Here is a 15415-nt window from a genome sequence, read left to right as displayed (position 1 = left end):
CGCCCCCAAGGGGCGCGGGGAACTGCGCGACCGGCCACAACGCGCCCGCGGACGAAAAGCGACCCGTTCCTCGGCGTGTAAAACAGCGGAGCGCGCCGCACCATGGCTGCATGCTGCTGACCCGGCTCGCCGACGTGTCCCGGGAGGTCGCCGCCACCTCGGCGCGCTCCCGCAAGATCGCCCTGCTCGCCGAACTCTTCCGGAACGCGGAGGCGGACGACGTGCCGGTCGTCATCCCCTATCTGGCCGGCCGGCTCCCCCAGGGCCGGCTGGGTATCGGCTGGAAGGTGCTGAGCCGGCCGGTCGCCCCGGCCGAGACCCCGGCCCTCACCGTGCGGGAGGCGGACGCCCGGCTCACCGCGCTCGGCAAGGTGTCGGGCCCCGGCTCGCAGGCCGAACGGACGCGCCTGGTCGGCGAGTTGATGGGAGCGGCCACCGCGGACGAACAACGCTTCCTGCTCGGCCTCATCACCGGCGAGGTCCGGCAGGGCGCGCTGGACGCCGTCGCCGTGGAGGGCCTGGCGCAGGCGACCGGGGCGCCCGCCACGGACGTACGCCGGGCGGTGATGCTGGCTGGGTCCCTGGGGACGGTGGCGCAGGCGCTGCTCGCGGACGGACCGGCGGCGCTGGAGGGGTTCCGGCTCACCGTCGGCCGGCCGGTCCTGCCGATGCTCGCGCACACCGCGTCCGCCGTGGCCGAGGCGGTCGGCAAGCTCGGCGTCTGCGCGGTGGAGGAGAAGCTGGACGGGATCCGCGTCCAGGTGCACCGGGCCGGCGACGACGTCCGCCTCTACACCCGCACCCTGGACGACATCACCGACCGGCTGCCCGAAGTGACGGACGCGGCGCGGCGGTTGACGGGTTCGCGCTTCATCCTCGACGGCGAGGTCATCGCCTTCGACGAGACGGGCCGCCCCCGCTCCTTCCAGGAGACGGCCGGCCGGGTCGGCTCCCGGGTGGACGTGACGGCGGCCGCCGAAGCGGTCCCCGTGGCGCCCGTCTTCTTCGACGCGTTGTCCGTGGACGGCCGGGACCTGCTCGACCTGCCCTTCGCCGAACGGCACGCGGAGCTGGCCCGGCTGGTGCCCGAGCCGATGCGGGTGCGCCGCACGGTGGTGTCCGGCCCCGAGGACGTCGAAGCCGCGGAGGAGTTCTCGAGGCAGACCTTGCTGCGCGGTCACGAGGGAGTCGTGGTGAAGGCTCTCGACGCGCCCTACAGCGCGGGCCGGCGTGGCGCCTCCTGGCTGAAGGTCAAGCCCGTGCACACGCTCGACCTGGTGGTGCTGGCCGCCGAGTGGGGCCACGGGCGGCGCACCGGCAAGCTCTCCAACCTGCATCTCGGCGCCCGCACCGCGGACGGCGGCTTCGCCATGCTCGGCAAGACCTTCAAGGGCCTGACCGACGCGCTGCTCACCTGGCAGACCGAGCGCCTGCGGGAACTCGCCGTCGACGAGAGCGGATACGTGGTGACCGTACGCCCCGAACTCGTCGTGGAGATCGCCTACGACGGCCTTCAACGCTCCACCCGCTACCCGGCCGGTGTCACGCTCCGCTTCGCCCGCGTCCTGCGCTACCGCGAGGACAAGCGCCCGGAGGAGGCCGACACGGTGGAGACCCTGCTCGCCGCCCACCCGGAGGTGCGTCCTTGACCCCCGCGACGCCGAAGCGCAGCGCGGGCCTGCTGTTGTTCAGGCACACCGACGACGGTCCCCAGGTGTTGCTGGGCCATATGGGCGGTCCGTACTTCGCGAAGAAGGACGCCGGGGCGTGGACCGTCCCGAAGGGCGAGTACGAGCCCGACGAACCTGCCTGGGAGGCGGCCCGCCGCGAGTTCCGGGAGGAGCTGGGCCTGCCGCCGCCCGACGGCGAGGCGATCGGCCTCGGCGAGGTCCGGCAGAGGAACGGCAAGATCGTCACCGCGTGGGCGATCGAGGCGGACCTCGACCCGGCGGCGATCGCACCCGGCACGTTCACCATGGAGTGGCCGCCGAGGTCCGGCCTGACCCAGGAGTTCCCGGAACTGGACCGGGTGGCCTGGTTCGGGCTCGACCGGGCCCACGAGGTGATCGTCACGGCACAGGCCGCGTTTCTCGACCGGCTGGCGGAGCACTCGGCCTGAGCGGATGCGCACGCGTTGCGGCCCCGGGTCCGGCGCGGGAAGGTCGAAGCACAGTCAGCTCTTCAGGAGGTCGGTCATGCCCATCGCGACGGTGAACCCGGCGAACGGCGAGACGCTTCGGACGTACGAGGCCATGGGCGAGGAAGAGCTGGAGCGCCGGCTCCAGCTCGCGGAGGCCACCTTCCGTACGTACCGGACGACGACGTATTCCGAACGCGCCCGCCTGCTCGGGCGGGCCGCCGACCTCCTCGACGAGGACCAGGGGGACATCGGCCGGGTGATGACCACCGAGATGGGCAAGCCGGTGAAGCAGGCGCGCGCGGAGGCCGCGAAGTGCGCCAGGGCGATGCGCTGGTACGCCGAGCACGCGGCGGAGCTGCTCGCCGACGAGGAGCCGTCCGCCGCCGACGTGAAGGACTCCGGCGCCGCGCGCGCCCTGGTCCGCTACCGGCCGCTGGGCCCGGTGCTCGCGGTGATGCCGTGGAACTTCCCGCTGTGGCAGGTGGTCCGGTTCGCCGCGCCGGCGCTGATGGCGGGCAATGTCGGCCTGCTCAAGCACGCCTCGAACGTCCCGCAGACCGCCCTGTACCTGGAGGACCTGTTCCACCGCGCCGGCTTCACCGAGGGCTGCTTCCAGACGCTGCTCGTCGGCTCGGGCGCGGTCGACGAGATCCTGCGCGACGAACGGGTGAAGGCGGCGACCCTGACCGGCAGCGAGCCGGCCGGGCGGGCGGTGGCCGCCACCGCCGGGGAGATGATCAAGAAGACGGTGCTGGAGCTGGGCGGCAGCGACCCGTACGTGGTCATGCCGTCGGCGGACGTCGACCGGGCCGCGCAGGTGGCGGTGACCGCGCGCGTGCAGAACAACGGGCAGTCGTGCATCGCCGCGAAGCGGTTCATCGTTCACACGGACGTGTACGACGCCTTCACCGAGCGGTTCGTGGCGGGCATGGCGGCGCTGAAGGTCGGCGACCCGCTGGAGGAGGAGACGGACGTCGGGCCGCTGGCGAGCGAGCAGGGGCGGTCGGACCTGGAGGAGCTGGTGGACGACGCGCGACGCTCCGGCGCCGCCGCCCTGTGCGGGGGCGAACGGCCCGACGGACCGGGCTGGTATTACCCGCCGACCGTGCTCTCCGGGATCACCCGCGAGATGCGCATCCACCGGGAGGAGGCGTTCGGGCCGGTCGCGACGCTGTACCGGGCGGCCGACCTGGACGAGGCGGTACTCATCGCCAACGACTCGCCGTTCGGCCTGAGTTCCAACGTGTGGACGCGGGACGAGGCCGAGGTGGACCGTTTCGTACGGGATCTGGAGGCCGGCGGTGTGTACGTCAACGGGATGACCGCGTCCCATCCGGGGTTCCCCTTCGGCGGGGTGAAGCGGTCCGGGTACGGCCGTGAGCTGTCCGGGCACGGAATCCGGGAGTTCTGCAACATCACCACGGTTTGGCACGGTGCGTGAGCGCCGCGCGGCTACGATCCCGGATGTGAACCGCGAAGTGACTCTGCCTCTGATCGTCGATGACCGCGGGACCTTGCAGGTGGCCGCGGCCGACGTGAGCAAGCTGCTCCGCACGTTGGGCGGTCGGTGGCTGCATCTCGTCGAGGCCGGGGCGGACGGGCTCGACGAGGACACCGTCGCCGCGTTGACCATCGAGCTCGCGAAGCTGGCCGACCGGATCGATGTGGCGTGCATCGCGCACAGCAGCGGGGGTGCGCCGTAGTCCGTTACCGCTGATCGCGCAGGCCCCGGGGGCGTCCCCGGGGCCGTGCCACGTCGTCCTGCGGTGTCCTGCGGTGTCTCTGCGACCCGTCCTAGCGGATCGGCATCCCCGACAGCGTGCGGGCGATCACCAGGCGCTGGATCTCGCTCGTGCCCTCGAAGATCGTGTAGATGGCCGCGTCGCGGTGCATGCGCTCCACCGGGTACTCCCTGGTGTAGCCGTTGCCACCGAGAATCTGGATCGCCTGCGCGGTGACCTGCTTCGCGGTCTCGCTGGCGTACAGCTTCGACATCGAACCCTCGGCGGCGGTGAACGGCTTTCCGTTGATCGCCATCCAGGACGCGCGCCAGACCAGCAGCCGCGCGGCGTCGATCTGGGTGCGCATGTCCGCGAGCTGGAAGGCGACACCCTGGTTGTCGATGATCGGGCGGCCGAACTGCTCACGGGTCTTGGCGTAGTCGAGGGCCACCTCGTACGCGGCGCGGGCCGTGCCGACGGCCATGGCGCCGACCGCCGGCCGCGAGGCCTCGAAGGTCGCCATCGCCGCGTTCTTGACGCGCTCGCCGCCCGTCCTCGCCCGCTCGCGGGCCCGCGCCAGCCGCTCGTCCAGCTTCTCCTTGCCGCCGAGCAGGCAGGAGCCGGGGATCCGCACGTTGTCGAGGATCACCTCGGCGGTGTGCGAGGCGCGGATGCCGTGCTTCTTGAACTTCTGGCCCTGGGCGAGACCCGGGGTGCCCGGCGGGACGATGAAGGAGGCGTGCCCCTTGGAGCCGAGTTCGGTGTCCACGGCCGCGACGACGACATGGACGTTGGCGATGCCGCCGTTGGTCGCCCAGGTCTTCGTGCCGTTCAGCACCCACTCGTCCTTGGCCTCGTCGTACACGGCACGCGTACGCAGGGAGGCCACGTCGGAGCCGGCGTCGGGCTCGGAGGAGCAGAAGGCGGCCACCTTGACGTCGCTGGCGTCGCCGTACATCTGCGGGATCCAGGTGCCGATCTGCTCCTCGGTGCCGTTGGCGAGAACGCCCACGGCGGCGAGGCCGGTGCCCACGATCGACAGGGCGATGCCCGCGTCGCCCCAGAACAGCTCCTCCATGGCCATCGGGATACCGAGGCCGGTGGGGTCGAAGTACTGCTGCGCATAGAAGTCGAGGGAGTAGATCCCGACCTTGGCGGCCTCCTGGATGACCGGCCAGGGAGTCTCCTCACGCTCGTCCCATTCGGCGGCCGCGGGGCGGATGACGTCGGCCGCGAAGCCGTGCAGCCAGTCCCGGACCTCCTTCTGTTCGTCGTTGAGCTCCATGGTGAACTCGGCCATGTCCCCTCCAGCGGCGGAACGTGCGTGTTACTAGCGGTAACGTGAGTCTGTTACCGGTCGGTAGGAAAAGTCAACTCCTGCTGACGACCCGGGAGCCCCCCGGCCCGTTCGATGTCAGGCTGCTGCCAGGTGTTAGTTTGCGCAGGCGTCACCGAATCAGCACGGGTGGGGAGAGCTCATGGACACCACGCAGCGGACCGAGCAGCAACGGTCCGCCGACCGCCGAAGGCGCGAGCTGCTGGAGGCCGCCGACCGGGTGGTGCTGCGCGACGGGCCGCAGGCCTCGATGAACGCGATCGCGGCGGAGGCGGGCATCACCAAACCGATCCTCTACCGGCACTTCGGCGACAAGGGCGGACTCTACGCCGCGCTCGCCAAAAGGCACACGGACGCGCTGCTGGACTCGCTGCGGGCCGCGCTGGACGCGCCCGCCGAGCGGCGCGAACGGGTGGAGGCCACGCTGGACACCTACCTCGCCGCGATCGAGGCCCGGCCCCAGGTCTACCGGTTCCTGATGCATCCGTCGGACGGGTCTCCGGGCGAGCAGGGTTTCGACGTGGGCAAGCACTCGGCACCCCTGCTCCGGCGGATGGGTGAGGAGCTGGCCCAGGTCATCGAGGACCGGGTGGACCTCGGACCCGGCAGCCAGCAGCTGGCCCGGGTGTGGGGGCACGGGATCGTCGGGATGATGCACGCGGCCGGGGACTGGTGGCTGGGAGAGCGCCCCTGCACCCGAGCGGAGCTGGTGCGGAGTCTGGCCGATCTGTTGTGGGGTCGCCTCGCGGCGGCCGGCGACAAGCTCGGCGGGCCCGGATTCTGACGCCCGCCCACCGGGCGCGGGACACGTGCGGGCGCTCGCGCCCGCACGGCCCGGCCGTACCTCGACATCCCCGCCCTAGGCGGGACCGGCTCCCCGGCTCCAGGAGGCCCGTGCGACCTGGCGCGTCAGTCTCCTGCTGCGCCACCCCGTCACGCGGTCCGCGTACACCGTGCCCTCCAGATGGTCCGCCTCGTGCTGCAAGCATCTGGCAAAGAATCCGGTGCCGTGCACGGTGATCGGCTCGCCCGTCACCGTGAACCCCTCGACCACCGCGTGGTCGTGGCGCTCCGTGCCCGCCTCCAGACCCGGCAGGGACAGACAGCCCTCCGGGCCGCGCAGGACGATGCCGTCGGCCTCCACCAGCCGGGGGTTCACCACATGGCCCAGGTGGCGGACGTCCTCGTCGTCGGGACAGTCGTAGACGAAGACCCTCAAGGGCTCGCCCACCTGGTTCGCGGCGAGGCCCACGCCCTGGGCCGCGTACATCGTGGCGAACATGTCCTCGACCAGGCGGGCGAGTTCGGGGCCGAAGTCGGTGACGTCCTCGCAGCGGGTGTGCAGGACGGGGTCGCCGAGCAGGGAGAGGGGCCGGACGCGCCCGTGGGCGCCCGGGATGGAGCCGTGTCGCATGGCGGCAAGGGTACGGTCCTTTCTGACACGCGCATGCCGCTCACGGGCGTGAGGTGGTGCCGGGATTCGGGAGTGCGAATGGATCTCGATAGGCTGACCACCCACCACGTTGCCGTACGGCAGAGGCGCGGCGCGTACGCAAGGAGGATCGAGAACTGATGGCAGGCAACTCGGACCCGCTCACGCCGCGGGCCAAGATCGCCGTGACCGCCGGCAAAGCGGTCGCGGCGGCGTCGCGCGCCGCGGGGCGCGGCAGTGGTTCGGTGATCGGCGGCCGGGTGGCGCTCAAACTCGACCCCGACCTTCTCGCCCGGCTCGCCCAGAACCTGGACGTCATCCTCGTCTCGGCGACCAACGGCAAGACCACCACCACGCGGCTGATCGCCGAGGCACTGCGCGCCGCCGGGCCGGTCGTGTCCAACGCGCTCGGCGCCAACATGCCGGCCGGCATCACCTCGGCCCTCGCCGGCGGCTCCGACGCCCGCTACGGCGTGATCGAGGTCGACGAGAAGTACCTCGCGGGCGTGGCCCGGGACACCGCCCCCAAGTGCATCGCGCTGCTCAACCTCTCCCGCGACCAGTTGGACCGCGCCGCCGAGACCCGCATGCTCGCGGAGAACTGGCGTGAGGGGCTTGCCGGTTCGAAGGCCGTCGTGGTCGCCAACGCCGACGACCCGCTGGTGGTCTGGGCCGCCTCCTCCTCCCCCAACGTGATCTGGGTCGCCGCCGGGCAGATGTGGAAGGACGACGCCTGGTCGTGCCCGTCCTGCGGTGGCGTCATGCAGCGGCCCGGTGACGACTGGTTCTGCGGCGAGTGCGGGTTCCGGCGTCCGACGCCGAGCTGGGCGCTGTCCGGGGACCACGTGCTCGACCCGCACGGGTCCGCCTGGCCGATCCACCTCCAGCTGCCGGGCCGCGCCAACAAGGCCAACGCCGCCTCCTCGGCCGCCGTGGCCGCCGTCTTCGGGGTGCCGCCGCAGGTGGCGCTGGAGCGGATGTACCAGGTGCAGGCCGTCGCCGGACGCTACGACGTCGTCCAGTTCCAGGGCCGTGACCTGCGGCTGCTGCTCGCGAAGAACCCGGCGGGCTGGCTCGAGACGTTCAGCCTGATCGATCCGCCGCCCACCCCGGTGATCCTCTCGGTGAACGCGCGCGGCGCCGACGGCACCGACACCTCCTGGCTGTGGGACGTCGACTACACGCGGCTGACCGGCCACCCGATCTTCGTCGTCGGTGACCGGAAGCTGGACCTCGCGGTGCGCCTGGAGGTCGCCAACCAGCACTTCCAGGTGTGCGAGAACCTCGACCAGGCCGTGCAGCAGGCACCGCCGGGCCGGATCGAGGTCATCGCGAACTACACCGCGTTCCAGGACCTGCGCCGCCGCGTCGGCAACTGACCACTAAGGACGTTTCCATGAGCGACAACCAACTGCGGCTGGTGTGGATCTACCCGGACCTGCTGAGCACCTACGGCGACCAGGGCAACGCCCTCGTCGTCGAGCGCCGCGCCCGGCAGCGCGGCCTGGACGTGGCGCGTCTCGACGTGCGCAGCGACCAGCCGATCCCGACCTCCGGCGACATCTACCTGATCGGGGGCGGCGAGGACCGGCCGCAGCGCCTCGCGGCGGAGCGGCTGCGCCGGGACGGGCACCTGTACCAGGCGGTGCAGAACGGCGCGATCGTCTTCGCGGTGTGTGCCGGGTACCAGATCCTGGGCCAGGAGTTCGTCAACGACCTCGGCCAGCGTGAGCCCGGTCTCGGTCTGCTGGACGTGACGACGACGCGTGGTGAGGGCGAGCGGTGTGTGGGCGACGTCCTCGGGGACATCGACCCGCGGCTCGGTCTGCCCCCGCTGACGGGCTTCGAGAACCACCAGGGCATCACCCACCTCGGCCCGACCGCCCGCCCGCTCGCCCGCGTCTCGCTCGGCAAGGGCAACGGCACCGGCGACGGCACCGAGGGCGCGTACAACGACACCGTGTTCGGCACGTACATGCACGGCCCGGTGCTCGCCCGCAACCCGCTGATCGCGGACCTGCTGCTGAAGCTGGCGCTCGACGTGAACGCGCTGCCGCCGATCGACGACCGCTGGTACGAGGCGCTCCGCAACGAGCGCATCGCGGCCGCGCAGCAGCCCGCGTAGGCACGGCCGCGCGGCAGCCTGCGCGGACGCTGCCGCGCGACCGTCCGCGTGACCGTGTGTTCACCTGATTTTCAGGGTGCCGTCAGCAGCCCGTCTGACGGTGCATCCGCACAGGTGAGCAGGCACGTCCAGCAGGCGGACGCATGCTTCGGCCCCGCCCCCTCCTGCCGCTAGGGTGGCGGGGATTCGAGCCGGACAGTGTGGTCCGGACCGGCCCACGTGGAGAAGGTTGTTTCGGGCTATGCGCATTGGTGTCCTCACGTCCGGCGGCGACTGCCCCGGCCTGAACGCCGTCATCCGGTCCGTCGTGCACCGTGCCGTCGCCGACCACGGCGACGAGGTCATCGGGTTCCGGGACGGCTGGAAGGGCCTCCTGGAGTGCGACTACCTCAAGCTCGACCTCGACGCGGTGGGCGGCATCCTCGCCCGCGGCGGCACGATCCTCGGCTCCTCCCGGGTCCAGCCCTCGCATCTGCGGGACGGCGTGGAGCGGGCCCGGGGCCATGTCGCGGAGCTCGGCCTCGACGCGATCATCCCGATCGGGGGTGAGGGCACGCTCAAGGCGGCGAAGCTGATGTACGACAGCGGGCTGCCCATCGTGGGCGTGCCGAAGACCATCGACAACGACATCGCCGTCACCGACGTCACCTTCGGTTTCGACACGGCCGTCGGGGTCGCGACCGAGGCGCTGGACCGGCTGAAGACCACCGCCGAGTCCCACCAGCGGGTGCTCGTCGTCGAGGTCATGGGACGCCACACCGGCTGGATAGCGCTCCAGTCCGGCATGGCGGCCGGCGCCCACGCCATCGTCGTACCGGAACGGCCCTTCGACATCGACGAACTGGCCCGCCGGGTCGGCGAGCGGTTCGAGGCGGGCAAGCGGTTCGCGATCGTCGTCGCGGCCGAGGGCGCGAAGCCGAAGGCCGGCAGCATGGCCTTCGACGAGGGCGCGAAGGACATCTACGGGCACGAGCGGTTCGCCGGGATCGCCCGGCAGCTCTCCATCGAGCTGGAGTCCCGGCTCGGCAAGGAGGCCCGGCCGGTCATCCTGGGGCATGTGCAGCGCGGCGGCACGCCGACCGCGTACGACCGGGTGCTCGCCACGCGGTTCGGCTGGCACGCGGTGGAGGCGGTGCACCGGGGCGAGTTCGGGAAGATGACGGCCCTGCGCGGGACGGACATCGTGATGGTGCCGCTGGCGGACGCGGTCGCGACGCTCAAGACCGTTCCCGAGGACCGGTACGCCGAGGCGGAGACCGTGCTCTAGTCCGTCCGGTCGGGTGCGGGTCCGCCGTACCGGCCCCGCACCCCTGGGACAGGGCCGTTCGCCCCCGGTGACAGAGGTCGCCGGGGGCTTCTCTACTCTTGTGGGCGGCAGGAAACGTACAACCCCCCACGAATCAGGAGCCGGCGGCATGGGACACAGCGGGCACGGCATGACCATGGATCTGCCGCCGTTCACGCTGGGGCGGGGCCTTCAGTGGTCGGCGGACCCGTTCTTCCTCGTCGGCTGTCTGCTGGGGCTGGGGCTCTACGGCTGGGGCGTCCTGCGGCTGCGCAGGCGCGGGGACGCGTGGCCGGTGGGGCGGACCGTGTCGTTCGTCGTCGGGGTGCTGACCATCGGGCTCGTCATGTGCACCAGGCTGAACGACTACGGCATGGTCATGTTCAGCGTGCACATGGTGCAGCACATGGTGATCAGCATGCTGTCGCCGATCCTGATCCTGCTGGGCGCGCCGATGACGCTGGCGCTGCGTGCGCTGCCGGCCGCCGGGCGGGGTCGCAAGGGGCCGCGCGAGCTGCTGCTGATGCTGCTGCACAGCCGCTACATGCGGATCGTCACCCATCCCGCGTTCACCATCCCGCTGTTCATCGCGAGCCTGTACGCGCTGTACTTCACGCCGATCTTCGACTTCCTGATGGGCTCCAGGGCGGGGCACCTCGCGATGATGGTGCACTTCCTCGCCGTCGGTGTGGTGTTCTTCTGGCCGATCATCGGCGTGGACCCGGGGCCGAACCGGCCCGGCTATCTGATGCGGATGCTGGAGCTGTTCGCGGGCATGCCGTTCCACGCGTTCTTCGGCATCGCGCTGATGATGGCCTCGCAGCCGATGGTCGAGACGTTCGAGAACCCGCCCGCCTCGCTCGGCATCGACGCGCTCTCCGACCAGAACGCGGCCGGCGGGATCGCCTGGGCGTTCAGCGAGATCCCGTCCGTGCTGGTGCTGATCGCGCTGCTCTTCCAGTGGTACGGCTCCGAGCAGCGGCAGGCCAAGCGCAAGGACCGGGCCGCGGACCGCGACGGCGACCAGGAGCTGGAGGCGTACAACGCCTATCTTGCGTCGCTCAACACACAGGGGCGCTGAACCCGGGGCACCATGGAGGGACGCGCCCTGCGGAGGGCGGCCCCGAGAAAGGTGTCGCGATGGCAGGTACCACGGACAGTTCCACGAAGACCATGGGGGTGCTCACCGTCGGCGGACTCGTCGCGGTGACCGCCTACACGGTGGCGCTCGGCAGCAACGGCTGGCTGTGGTTCGGCTGGGTCGTGCTGGGGCTGATCACGCTCGCCATGATCATGACGCGGCCCGGCCCTGGCCACCGGTGAGGCGGGCCGCCGAGTGGACGCCCGGCTGGTACTTCGGCAGCCGGGCGGTGATCTTCATCCCTGCTCCGAGGGCCGTCTCGATGACCAGGCCGTAGTCGTCGCCGTACACCTGGCGGAGCCGGTCGTCCACGTTGGACAGGCCGATGCCCCCCGAGGGGCTCACCTCGCCGGCCAGGATGCGGCGCAGCGCGACCGGGTCCATGCCGGCGCCGTCGTCCTCGATGACGACCAGGGCCTCGGCGCCGGCGTCCTGCGCGGTGATCTGGATGTGGCACTGGTCGGCCTTGCCCTCCAGGCCGTGTTTGACGGCGTTCTCGACGAGCGGCTGGAGGCAGAGGAAGGGCAGGGCCACCGGGAGGACCTCGGGGGCTATCTGGAGGGTGACGGCGAGACGGTCGCCGAAGCGGGCCCGGACCAGCGCCAGGTAGTGGTCGATGGCGTGCAGTTCGTCGGCGAGGGTGGTGAAGTCGCCGTGCCTGCGGAACGAGTAGCGGGTGAAGTCGGCGAACTCCAGGAGCAGCTCGCGGGCGCGTTCGGGGTCGGTGCGGACGAACGACGCGATCACCGCGAGCGAGTTGAAGACGAAGTGCGGGGAGATCTGGGCACGCAGGGCCTTGATCTCCGCCTCGATCAGTTTCGTACGGGACTGGTCGAGGTCCGCCAGCTCCAGCTGGACGCTCACCCAGCGGGCCACCTCGCCGGCCGCCCGGACCAGGACGGCGGACTCGCGGGGCGCGCAGGCCACGAGGACGCCGTGCACCCGGTCGTCGACGGTGAGCGGGGCGAGAACGGCCCAGCGGACGGGGCAGTCGGCGTGCTCGCAGGTGAGCCGGAAGGCCTCGCCGCGCCCGCTCTCCAGGGGACCGGCCAGCCGTTCCATGATCTCGGCGCGGTGATGTGACCCCACGCCGTCCCAGACCAGCACCTGCGTCTCGTCGGTCAGGCACAGCGCGTCCGTGCCGAGCAGGGTGCGCAGCCTGCGGGCCGATCTGCGGGCCGTCTCCTCCGTGAGGCCCGCCCGGAGCGGGGGCGCGGCGAGCGAGGCGGTGTGCAGGGTCTCGAAGGTGGCGTGCTCGACGGGGGTGCCCAGGCCGCCGAGGTTCTCGGGGCGGGCGGTGCGGCGGCCCAGCCAGAAGCCCGCCGCGACGAAGGGGAGGATGGCGATGCAGACGCCCGCCAGGAACCCGCTCATGCCTTCGCCTCCGCCGCTCGCAGCTCTTCCGTGCGCAGTTCCTCGGGCAGGTGGAACCGGGCCAGGATCGCCGCCGTGCCGGCCGGGACCCGCCCCGGGGTGGCCAGGGACACCAGGATCATGGTGAGGAAGCCGAGCGGTACGGACCACAGCGCGGGCCAGGCCAGCAGCGCGTGCAGGCCGCCCGTGCCGGGGAAGCCCGCCATGGTCGCGGCGACGGCGGCGAACGCCGAACCGCCGCCCACCAGCATCCCGGCGGCCGCGCCGGGCGGGGTCAGCCGTCGCCACCAGATGCCGAGGACGAGCAGCGGGCAGAAGGAGGACGCGGACACGGCGAAGGCCAGCCCGACCGCGTCGGCCACCGGCAGCCCGCCCACCAGTGGGCTCGCGGCGAGGGGTACGGCCATGGCGAGCCCGGTGCCCAGCCGGAAGTGCCGGACGCCCCGGGTCGGCAGGACGTCCTGGGTGAGCACGCCCGCGACGGCCATCGTCAGCCCGGACGCGGTGGACAGGAACGCGGCGAAGGCTCCCCCGGCGACCAGCGCGCCCAGCAGGTCGCCGCCGAGGCCGCCGATCACCCGGTCGGGCAGCAACAGCACGGCCGCGTCGGCGTCGCCGCTGAGGGCCAGCTCTGGGGCGTAGAGGCGGCCCAGGGCGCCGTAGACGGGCGGCAGCAGGTAGAAGGCGCCGATCAGGGCGAGGACGGCGACCGTGGTGCGGCGGGCGGCGACTCCGTGCGGGCTGGTGTAGAAGCGGACGACGACGTGCGGCAGGCCCATGGTGCCGAGGAAGGTCGCGAGGATCAGGCCGTAGGTGGCGTACAGGGGGCGTTCCTCGCGGCCGGCGGCGAGGGAGGTGGACATGCCGCCGTTGCTGCCGCGCTCGGCGACGGGGACGGCGGTGCCCTCGGCGAAGGTGAGGCGGGTGCCCCGCTCGATGTGGTGGGTGCCGACGGGGAGCCGGAGCACGGCGTCCCGGTGCGGGCGGCCGTCGACGCGGCCGTCCACCGTCACGGTCAGGGGGCGGTCCAGTCGGAGGTCGAGGGTGTCGTCGACCCGGACGACGCGCTGGTCGCGGAAGGTGGCCGGTTCCCCGAAGGCGTCGCGGGGCGCGCCGTCGCCCTGCCAGGCGAGGACGAGGAAGAGGGCCGGGACGAGGAGGGCGGTGAGCTTGAGCCAGTACTGGAAGGCCTGCACGAAGGTGATGCTGCGCATGCCGCCCGCGGCGACGATCGCGGTGACCACGACCGCGACGATCAGGCCGCCGAGCGAGTCGGGGGCGCCGGTCAGCACGGTCAACGTCAGCCCCGCGCCCTGGAGTTGGGGCAACAGGTAGAGCCAGCCGACGCCGACCACGAAGGCGCCCGCCAGCCGCCGGGACGACTGTGAGCCGAGGCGGGCCTCGGCGAAGTCGGGGAGGGTGTAGGCGCCGGAGCGGCGCAGCGGGGCCGCGACGAAGAGGAGCAGCACCAGATAGCCGGCGGTGTAGCCGACCGGGTACCAGAGCATGTCCGGCCCCTGGACCAGGACCAGCCCCGCGATGCCGAGGAAGGAGGCGGCGGAGAGGTACTCGCCGCTGATGGCAGCCGCGTTGAGGCGCGGGCCGACGGTGCGGGAGGCCACGTAGAAGTCGGAGGTGGTGCGGGAGATGCGCAGACCGAAGGCGCCGACGAGGACGGTCGCGACGACGACGAGCGCGACGGCGGGGACGGCGAACGCCGAGTTCATCGGTCCTCGACCAGGCGTATGAGGTCCCGCTCGTTGCGTTCGGCGCGGCGCACGTACCAGCGGGCGAGCAGCACGAGCGGGGCGTAGAGGCAGAAGCCGAGGACCGCCCATTCGAGGCGGTGGGCGTCGGGCATCGCCGCGAAGAGCAGCGGCAGCGGGCCCACGAGCAGGGTGAGGACGGCGAACACCGCTAGGGCGGCCCGCAGTTGGGAGCGCATCAGGGAGCGGACGTAGGTGTGTCCGAGGGTGGTCTGCTCGTCGATCTCGGTACGCGGCCGGTAGTAGCCGGAGGCGCGCAGGGTACGACGGGCGGGCCCGGTGACGACGACACGCCGCTCGGCGGGGTCCTGGTGGGGCACGGTCAGGGCCTCCTCATCAGCAGGTCCCGCAGTTCTCGGGCGTGACGGCGGCTGACCTGGAGTTCCTCGCCGCCCACCAGGACGCTCACCGTGCCCGCGTCCAGGCGTAGTTCGCCTATGTGGCGCAGGGCGACGAGATGGCGGCGGTGGATGCGGACGAAGCCGCGGGCCCGCCAGCGCTCCTCCAGGGTGGACAGCGGGATCCGGACCAGGTGGCTGCCGCGGTCGGTGTGCAGCCGGGCGTAGTCGCCGCGGGCCTCGACGTGGGTGATGTCGTCGACGGCGACGAAGCGGGTCACACCGCCGAGTTCGACGGGGATGTGGTCCGGGTCGGGCTCGTGCACGGGGATGCGCGGAGCGGGGCCGCGCCGTTCGGCGGCTCTGAGTTCGACGGCGCGGCGGACCGCCTCGGCGAGCCGTTCCTTGCGGACGGGTTTGAGGACGTAGTCGACGGCCTTGAGGTCGAAGGCCTGGACGGCGAAGTCCTCGTGGGCGGTGACGAACACGACCAGGGGCGGCCGCGCGAAGCCGGTGAGCAGACGGGCGAGGTCGAGGCCGTCGAGGCCGGGCATCTGGATGTCCAGGAAGACCACGTCGATGGCTTCGGGGCCGTCGGGTCCGGACTCCAGGGCACGGTTGATGCGGCGCAGCGCCTCGGTCGCGTCGCCGGCACCCTCCACGGTGCCGATCCGGGGGTCCGCGGTGAGCAGGTAGAGCAGCTCCTCCAGCGAGGGGCGTTCGTCGTCGACGGCGAGGGCGCGCAGCATGAAGGTGG

16 protein-coding genes are annotated in these 15415 nt (G+C 72.0%); 10 read left to right on the top strand and 6 right to left on the bottom strand.

Annotation, left to right across the window (positions count from 1 at the left end; translation table 11 throughout):
* Positions 1-110: 110 nt before the first annotated feature.
* The 4 genes from OG933_RS36810 to OG933_RS36795 all read left to right on the top strand — a co-directional run bounded on the left by OG933_RS36810 (position 111) and on the right by OG933_RS36795 (position 3843).
* Positions 111-1649 carry an ATP-dependent DNA ligase gene (locus tag OG933_RS36810; RefSeq protein ID WP_405631209.1) on the top strand — a complete coding sequence of 513 codons (1539 nt, stop codon included), beginning with the start codon at positions 111-113 and terminating at the stop codon, positions 1647-1649.
* The gene (locus OG933_RS36805; protein WP_362534694.1) at positions 1646-2119 is read left to right on the top strand and encodes an NUDIX domain-containing protein; all 474 of its coding nucleotides are present in this window, start codon (positions 1646-1648) and stop codon (positions 2117-2119) included. The genes OG933_RS36810 and OG933_RS36805 overlap by 4 nt, the downstream gene beginning before the upstream one ends.
* Positions 2120-2195: 76 nt before the next feature.
* Positions 2196-3581: an NADP-dependent succinic semialdehyde dehydrogenase gene (locus tag OG933_RS36800; RefSeq protein ID WP_362534691.1), complete on the top strand. Its 1386-nt coding sequence runs from the start codon at positions 2196-2198 to the stop codon at positions 3579-3581.
* A 25-nt stretch (positions 3582-3606) separates the two neighbouring features.
* Complete coding sequence (locus tag OG933_RS36795) at positions 3607-3843, top strand: DUF6213 family protein (protein WP_028807142.1); 237 nt, start codon at positions 3607-3609, stop codon at positions 3841-3843.
* A 91-nt stretch (positions 3844-3934) separates the two neighbouring features.
* Here the strand turns inward: OG933_RS36795 and OG933_RS36790 are convergent, their stop codons facing one another.
* Positions 3935-5161: an acyl-CoA dehydrogenase family protein gene (locus tag OG933_RS36790; RefSeq protein WP_054240462.1), complete on the bottom strand. Its 1227-nt coding sequence runs from the start codon at positions 5159-5161 to the stop codon at positions 3935-3937.
* A gap of 178 nt (positions 5162-5339) precedes the next feature.
* Here OG933_RS36790 and OG933_RS36785 point away from each other — a divergent pair, with 178 nt between their 5' ends.
* Complete coding sequence (locus OG933_RS36785; RefSeq protein WP_020131608.1) at positions 5340-5981, top strand: TetR family transcriptional regulator; 642 nt, start codon at positions 5340-5342, stop codon at positions 5979-5981.
* Between the two features lie 75 nt (positions 5982-6056).
* Here the strand turns inward: OG933_RS36785 and def are convergent, their stop codons facing one another.
* Positions 6057-6611: a peptide deformylase gene (def, locus tag OG933_RS36780; protein WP_405631208.1), complete on the bottom strand. Its 555-nt coding sequence runs from the start codon at positions 6609-6611 to the stop codon at positions 6057-6059.
* Between the two features lie 158 nt (positions 6612-6769).
* On the opposite strand from def, the gene OG933_RS36775 reads away from it, so the two are divergent.
* From OG933_RS36775 to OG933_RS36755, 5 genes are all read left to right on the top strand, one after another.
* Positions 6770-8008 carry a MurT ligase domain-containing protein gene (locus OG933_RS36775; RefSeq protein WP_327181798.1) on the top strand — a complete coding sequence of 413 codons (1239 nt, stop codon included), beginning with the start codon at positions 6770-6772 and terminating at the stop codon, positions 8006-8008.
* A gap of 17 nt (positions 8009-8025) precedes the next feature.
* Positions 8026-8754 (top strand): type 1 glutamine amidotransferase, encoded by a 729-nt coding sequence (locus OG933_RS36770; RefSeq protein ID WP_020131611.1) that lies wholly within the window; start codon positions 8026-8028, stop codon positions 8752-8754.
* Positions 8755-8995: 241 nt separating this feature from the next.
* Positions 8996-10021: a 6-phosphofructokinase gene (locus OG933_RS36765; RefSeq protein WP_020131612.1), complete on the top strand. Its 1026-nt coding sequence runs from the start codon at positions 8996-8998 to the stop codon at positions 10019-10021.
* A gap of 148 nt (positions 10022-10169) precedes the next feature.
* Positions 10170-11120 (top strand): cytochrome c oxidase assembly protein, encoded by a 951-nt coding sequence (locus OG933_RS36760; RefSeq protein WP_362534684.1) that lies wholly within the window; start codon positions 10170-10172, stop codon positions 11118-11120.
* Positions 11121-11179: 59 nt separating this feature from the next.
* Complete coding sequence (locus tag OG933_RS36755; protein ID WP_020131614.1) at positions 11180-11362, top strand: hypothetical protein; 183 nt, start codon at positions 11180-11182, stop codon at positions 11360-11362.
* On the opposite strand, the gene OG933_RS36750 is transcribed toward OG933_RS36755, so the two are convergent.
* From OG933_RS36750 to OG933_RS36735, 4 genes are read right to left on the bottom strand one after another with little or no spacing between them, the layout of a single operon-like run.
* Positions 11331-12554 carry a sensor histidine kinase gene (locus OG933_RS36750; protein WP_405631206.1) on the bottom strand — a complete coding sequence of 408 codons (1224 nt, stop codon included), beginning with the start codon at positions 12552-12554 and terminating at the stop codon, positions 11331-11333. The genes OG933_RS36755 and OG933_RS36750 overlap by 32 nt on opposite strands.
* Positions 12551-14281: a cation acetate symporter gene (locus tag OG933_RS36745; protein WP_020131616.1), complete on the bottom strand. Its 1731-nt coding sequence runs from the start codon at positions 14279-14281 to the stop codon at positions 12551-12553. The genes OG933_RS36750 and OG933_RS36745 overlap by 4 nt, the downstream gene beginning before the upstream one ends.
* Positions 14278-14646, bottom strand: a complete 369-nt coding sequence (locus tag OG933_RS36740) for a hypothetical protein (RefSeq protein ID WP_372481795.1) — start codon at positions 14644-14646, stop codon at positions 14278-14280. The genes OG933_RS36745 and OG933_RS36740 overlap by 4 nt, the downstream gene beginning before the upstream one ends.
* Complete coding sequence (locus tag OG933_RS36735) at positions 14643-15407, bottom strand: LytTR family DNA-binding domain-containing protein (protein ID WP_020131618.1); 765 nt, start codon at positions 15405-15407, stop codon at positions 14643-14645. The genes OG933_RS36740 and OG933_RS36735 overlap by 4 nt, the downstream gene beginning before the upstream one ends.
* Between the last annotated feature and the right edge of the window lie 8 nt (positions 15408-15415).

The sequence above is a fragment of the Streptomyces sp. NBC_00016 genome, assembly GCF_045040885.1.
Lineage (GTDB): Bacteria > Actinomycetota > Actinomycetes > Streptomycetales > Streptomycetaceae > Streptomyces > Streptomyces coriariae.
Note: the sequence above shows the minus strand (reverse complement) of the source record. Positions and strands in the feature narration are given on the sequence as shown.

Coding starts and splice junctions, on each gene's coding strand:
- OG933_RS36750 (WP_405631206.1), bottom strand. CDS start 12,554: ATGAGCGGGTTCCTGGCGGGCGTCTGCATCGCCATCCTCCCCTTCGTC.
- OG933_RS36755 (WP_020131614.1), top strand. CDS start 11,180: ATGGCAGGTACCACGGACAGTTCCACGAAGACCATGGGGGTGCTCACC.
- OG933_RS36775 (WP_327181798.1), top strand. CDS start 6,770: ATGGCAGGCAACTCGGACCCGCTCACGCCGCGGGCCAAGATCGCCGTG.
- OG933_RS36760 (WP_362534684.1), top strand. CDS start 10,170: ATGGGACACAGCGGGCACGGCATGACCATGGATCTGCCGCCGTTCACG.
- def (WP_405631208.1), bottom strand. CDS start 6,611: ATGCGACACGGCTCCATCCCGGGCGCCCACGGGCGCGTCCGGCCCCTC.
- OG933_RS36735 (WP_020131618.1), bottom strand. CDS start 15,407: ATGCTGCGCGCCCTCGCCGTCGACGACGAACGCCCCTCGCTGGAGGAG.
- OG933_RS36790 (WP_054240462.1), bottom strand. CDS start 5,161: ATGGCCGAGTTCACCATGGAGCTCAACGACGAACAGAAGGAGGTCCGG.
- OG933_RS36770 (WP_020131611.1), top strand. CDS start 8,026: ATGAGCGACAACCAACTGCGGCTGGTGTGGATCTACCCGGACCTGCTG.
- OG933_RS36785 (WP_020131608.1), top strand. CDS start 5,340: ATGGACACCACGCAGCGGACCGAGCAGCAACGGTCCGCCGACCGCCGA.
- OG933_RS36810 (WP_405631209.1), top strand. CDS start 111: ATGCTGCTGACCCGGCTCGCCGACGTGTCCCGGGAGGTCGCCGCCACC.
- OG933_RS36745 (WP_020131616.1), bottom strand. CDS start 14,281: ATGAACTCGGCGTTCGCCGTCCCCGCCGTCGCGCTCGTCGTCGTCGCG.
- OG933_RS36765 (WP_020131612.1), top strand. CDS start 8,996: ATGCGCATTGGTGTCCTCACGTCCGGCGGCGACTGCCCCGGCCTGAAC.
- OG933_RS36800 (WP_362534691.1), top strand. CDS start 2,196: ATGCCCATCGCGACGGTGAACCCGGCGAACGGCGAGACGCTTCGGACG.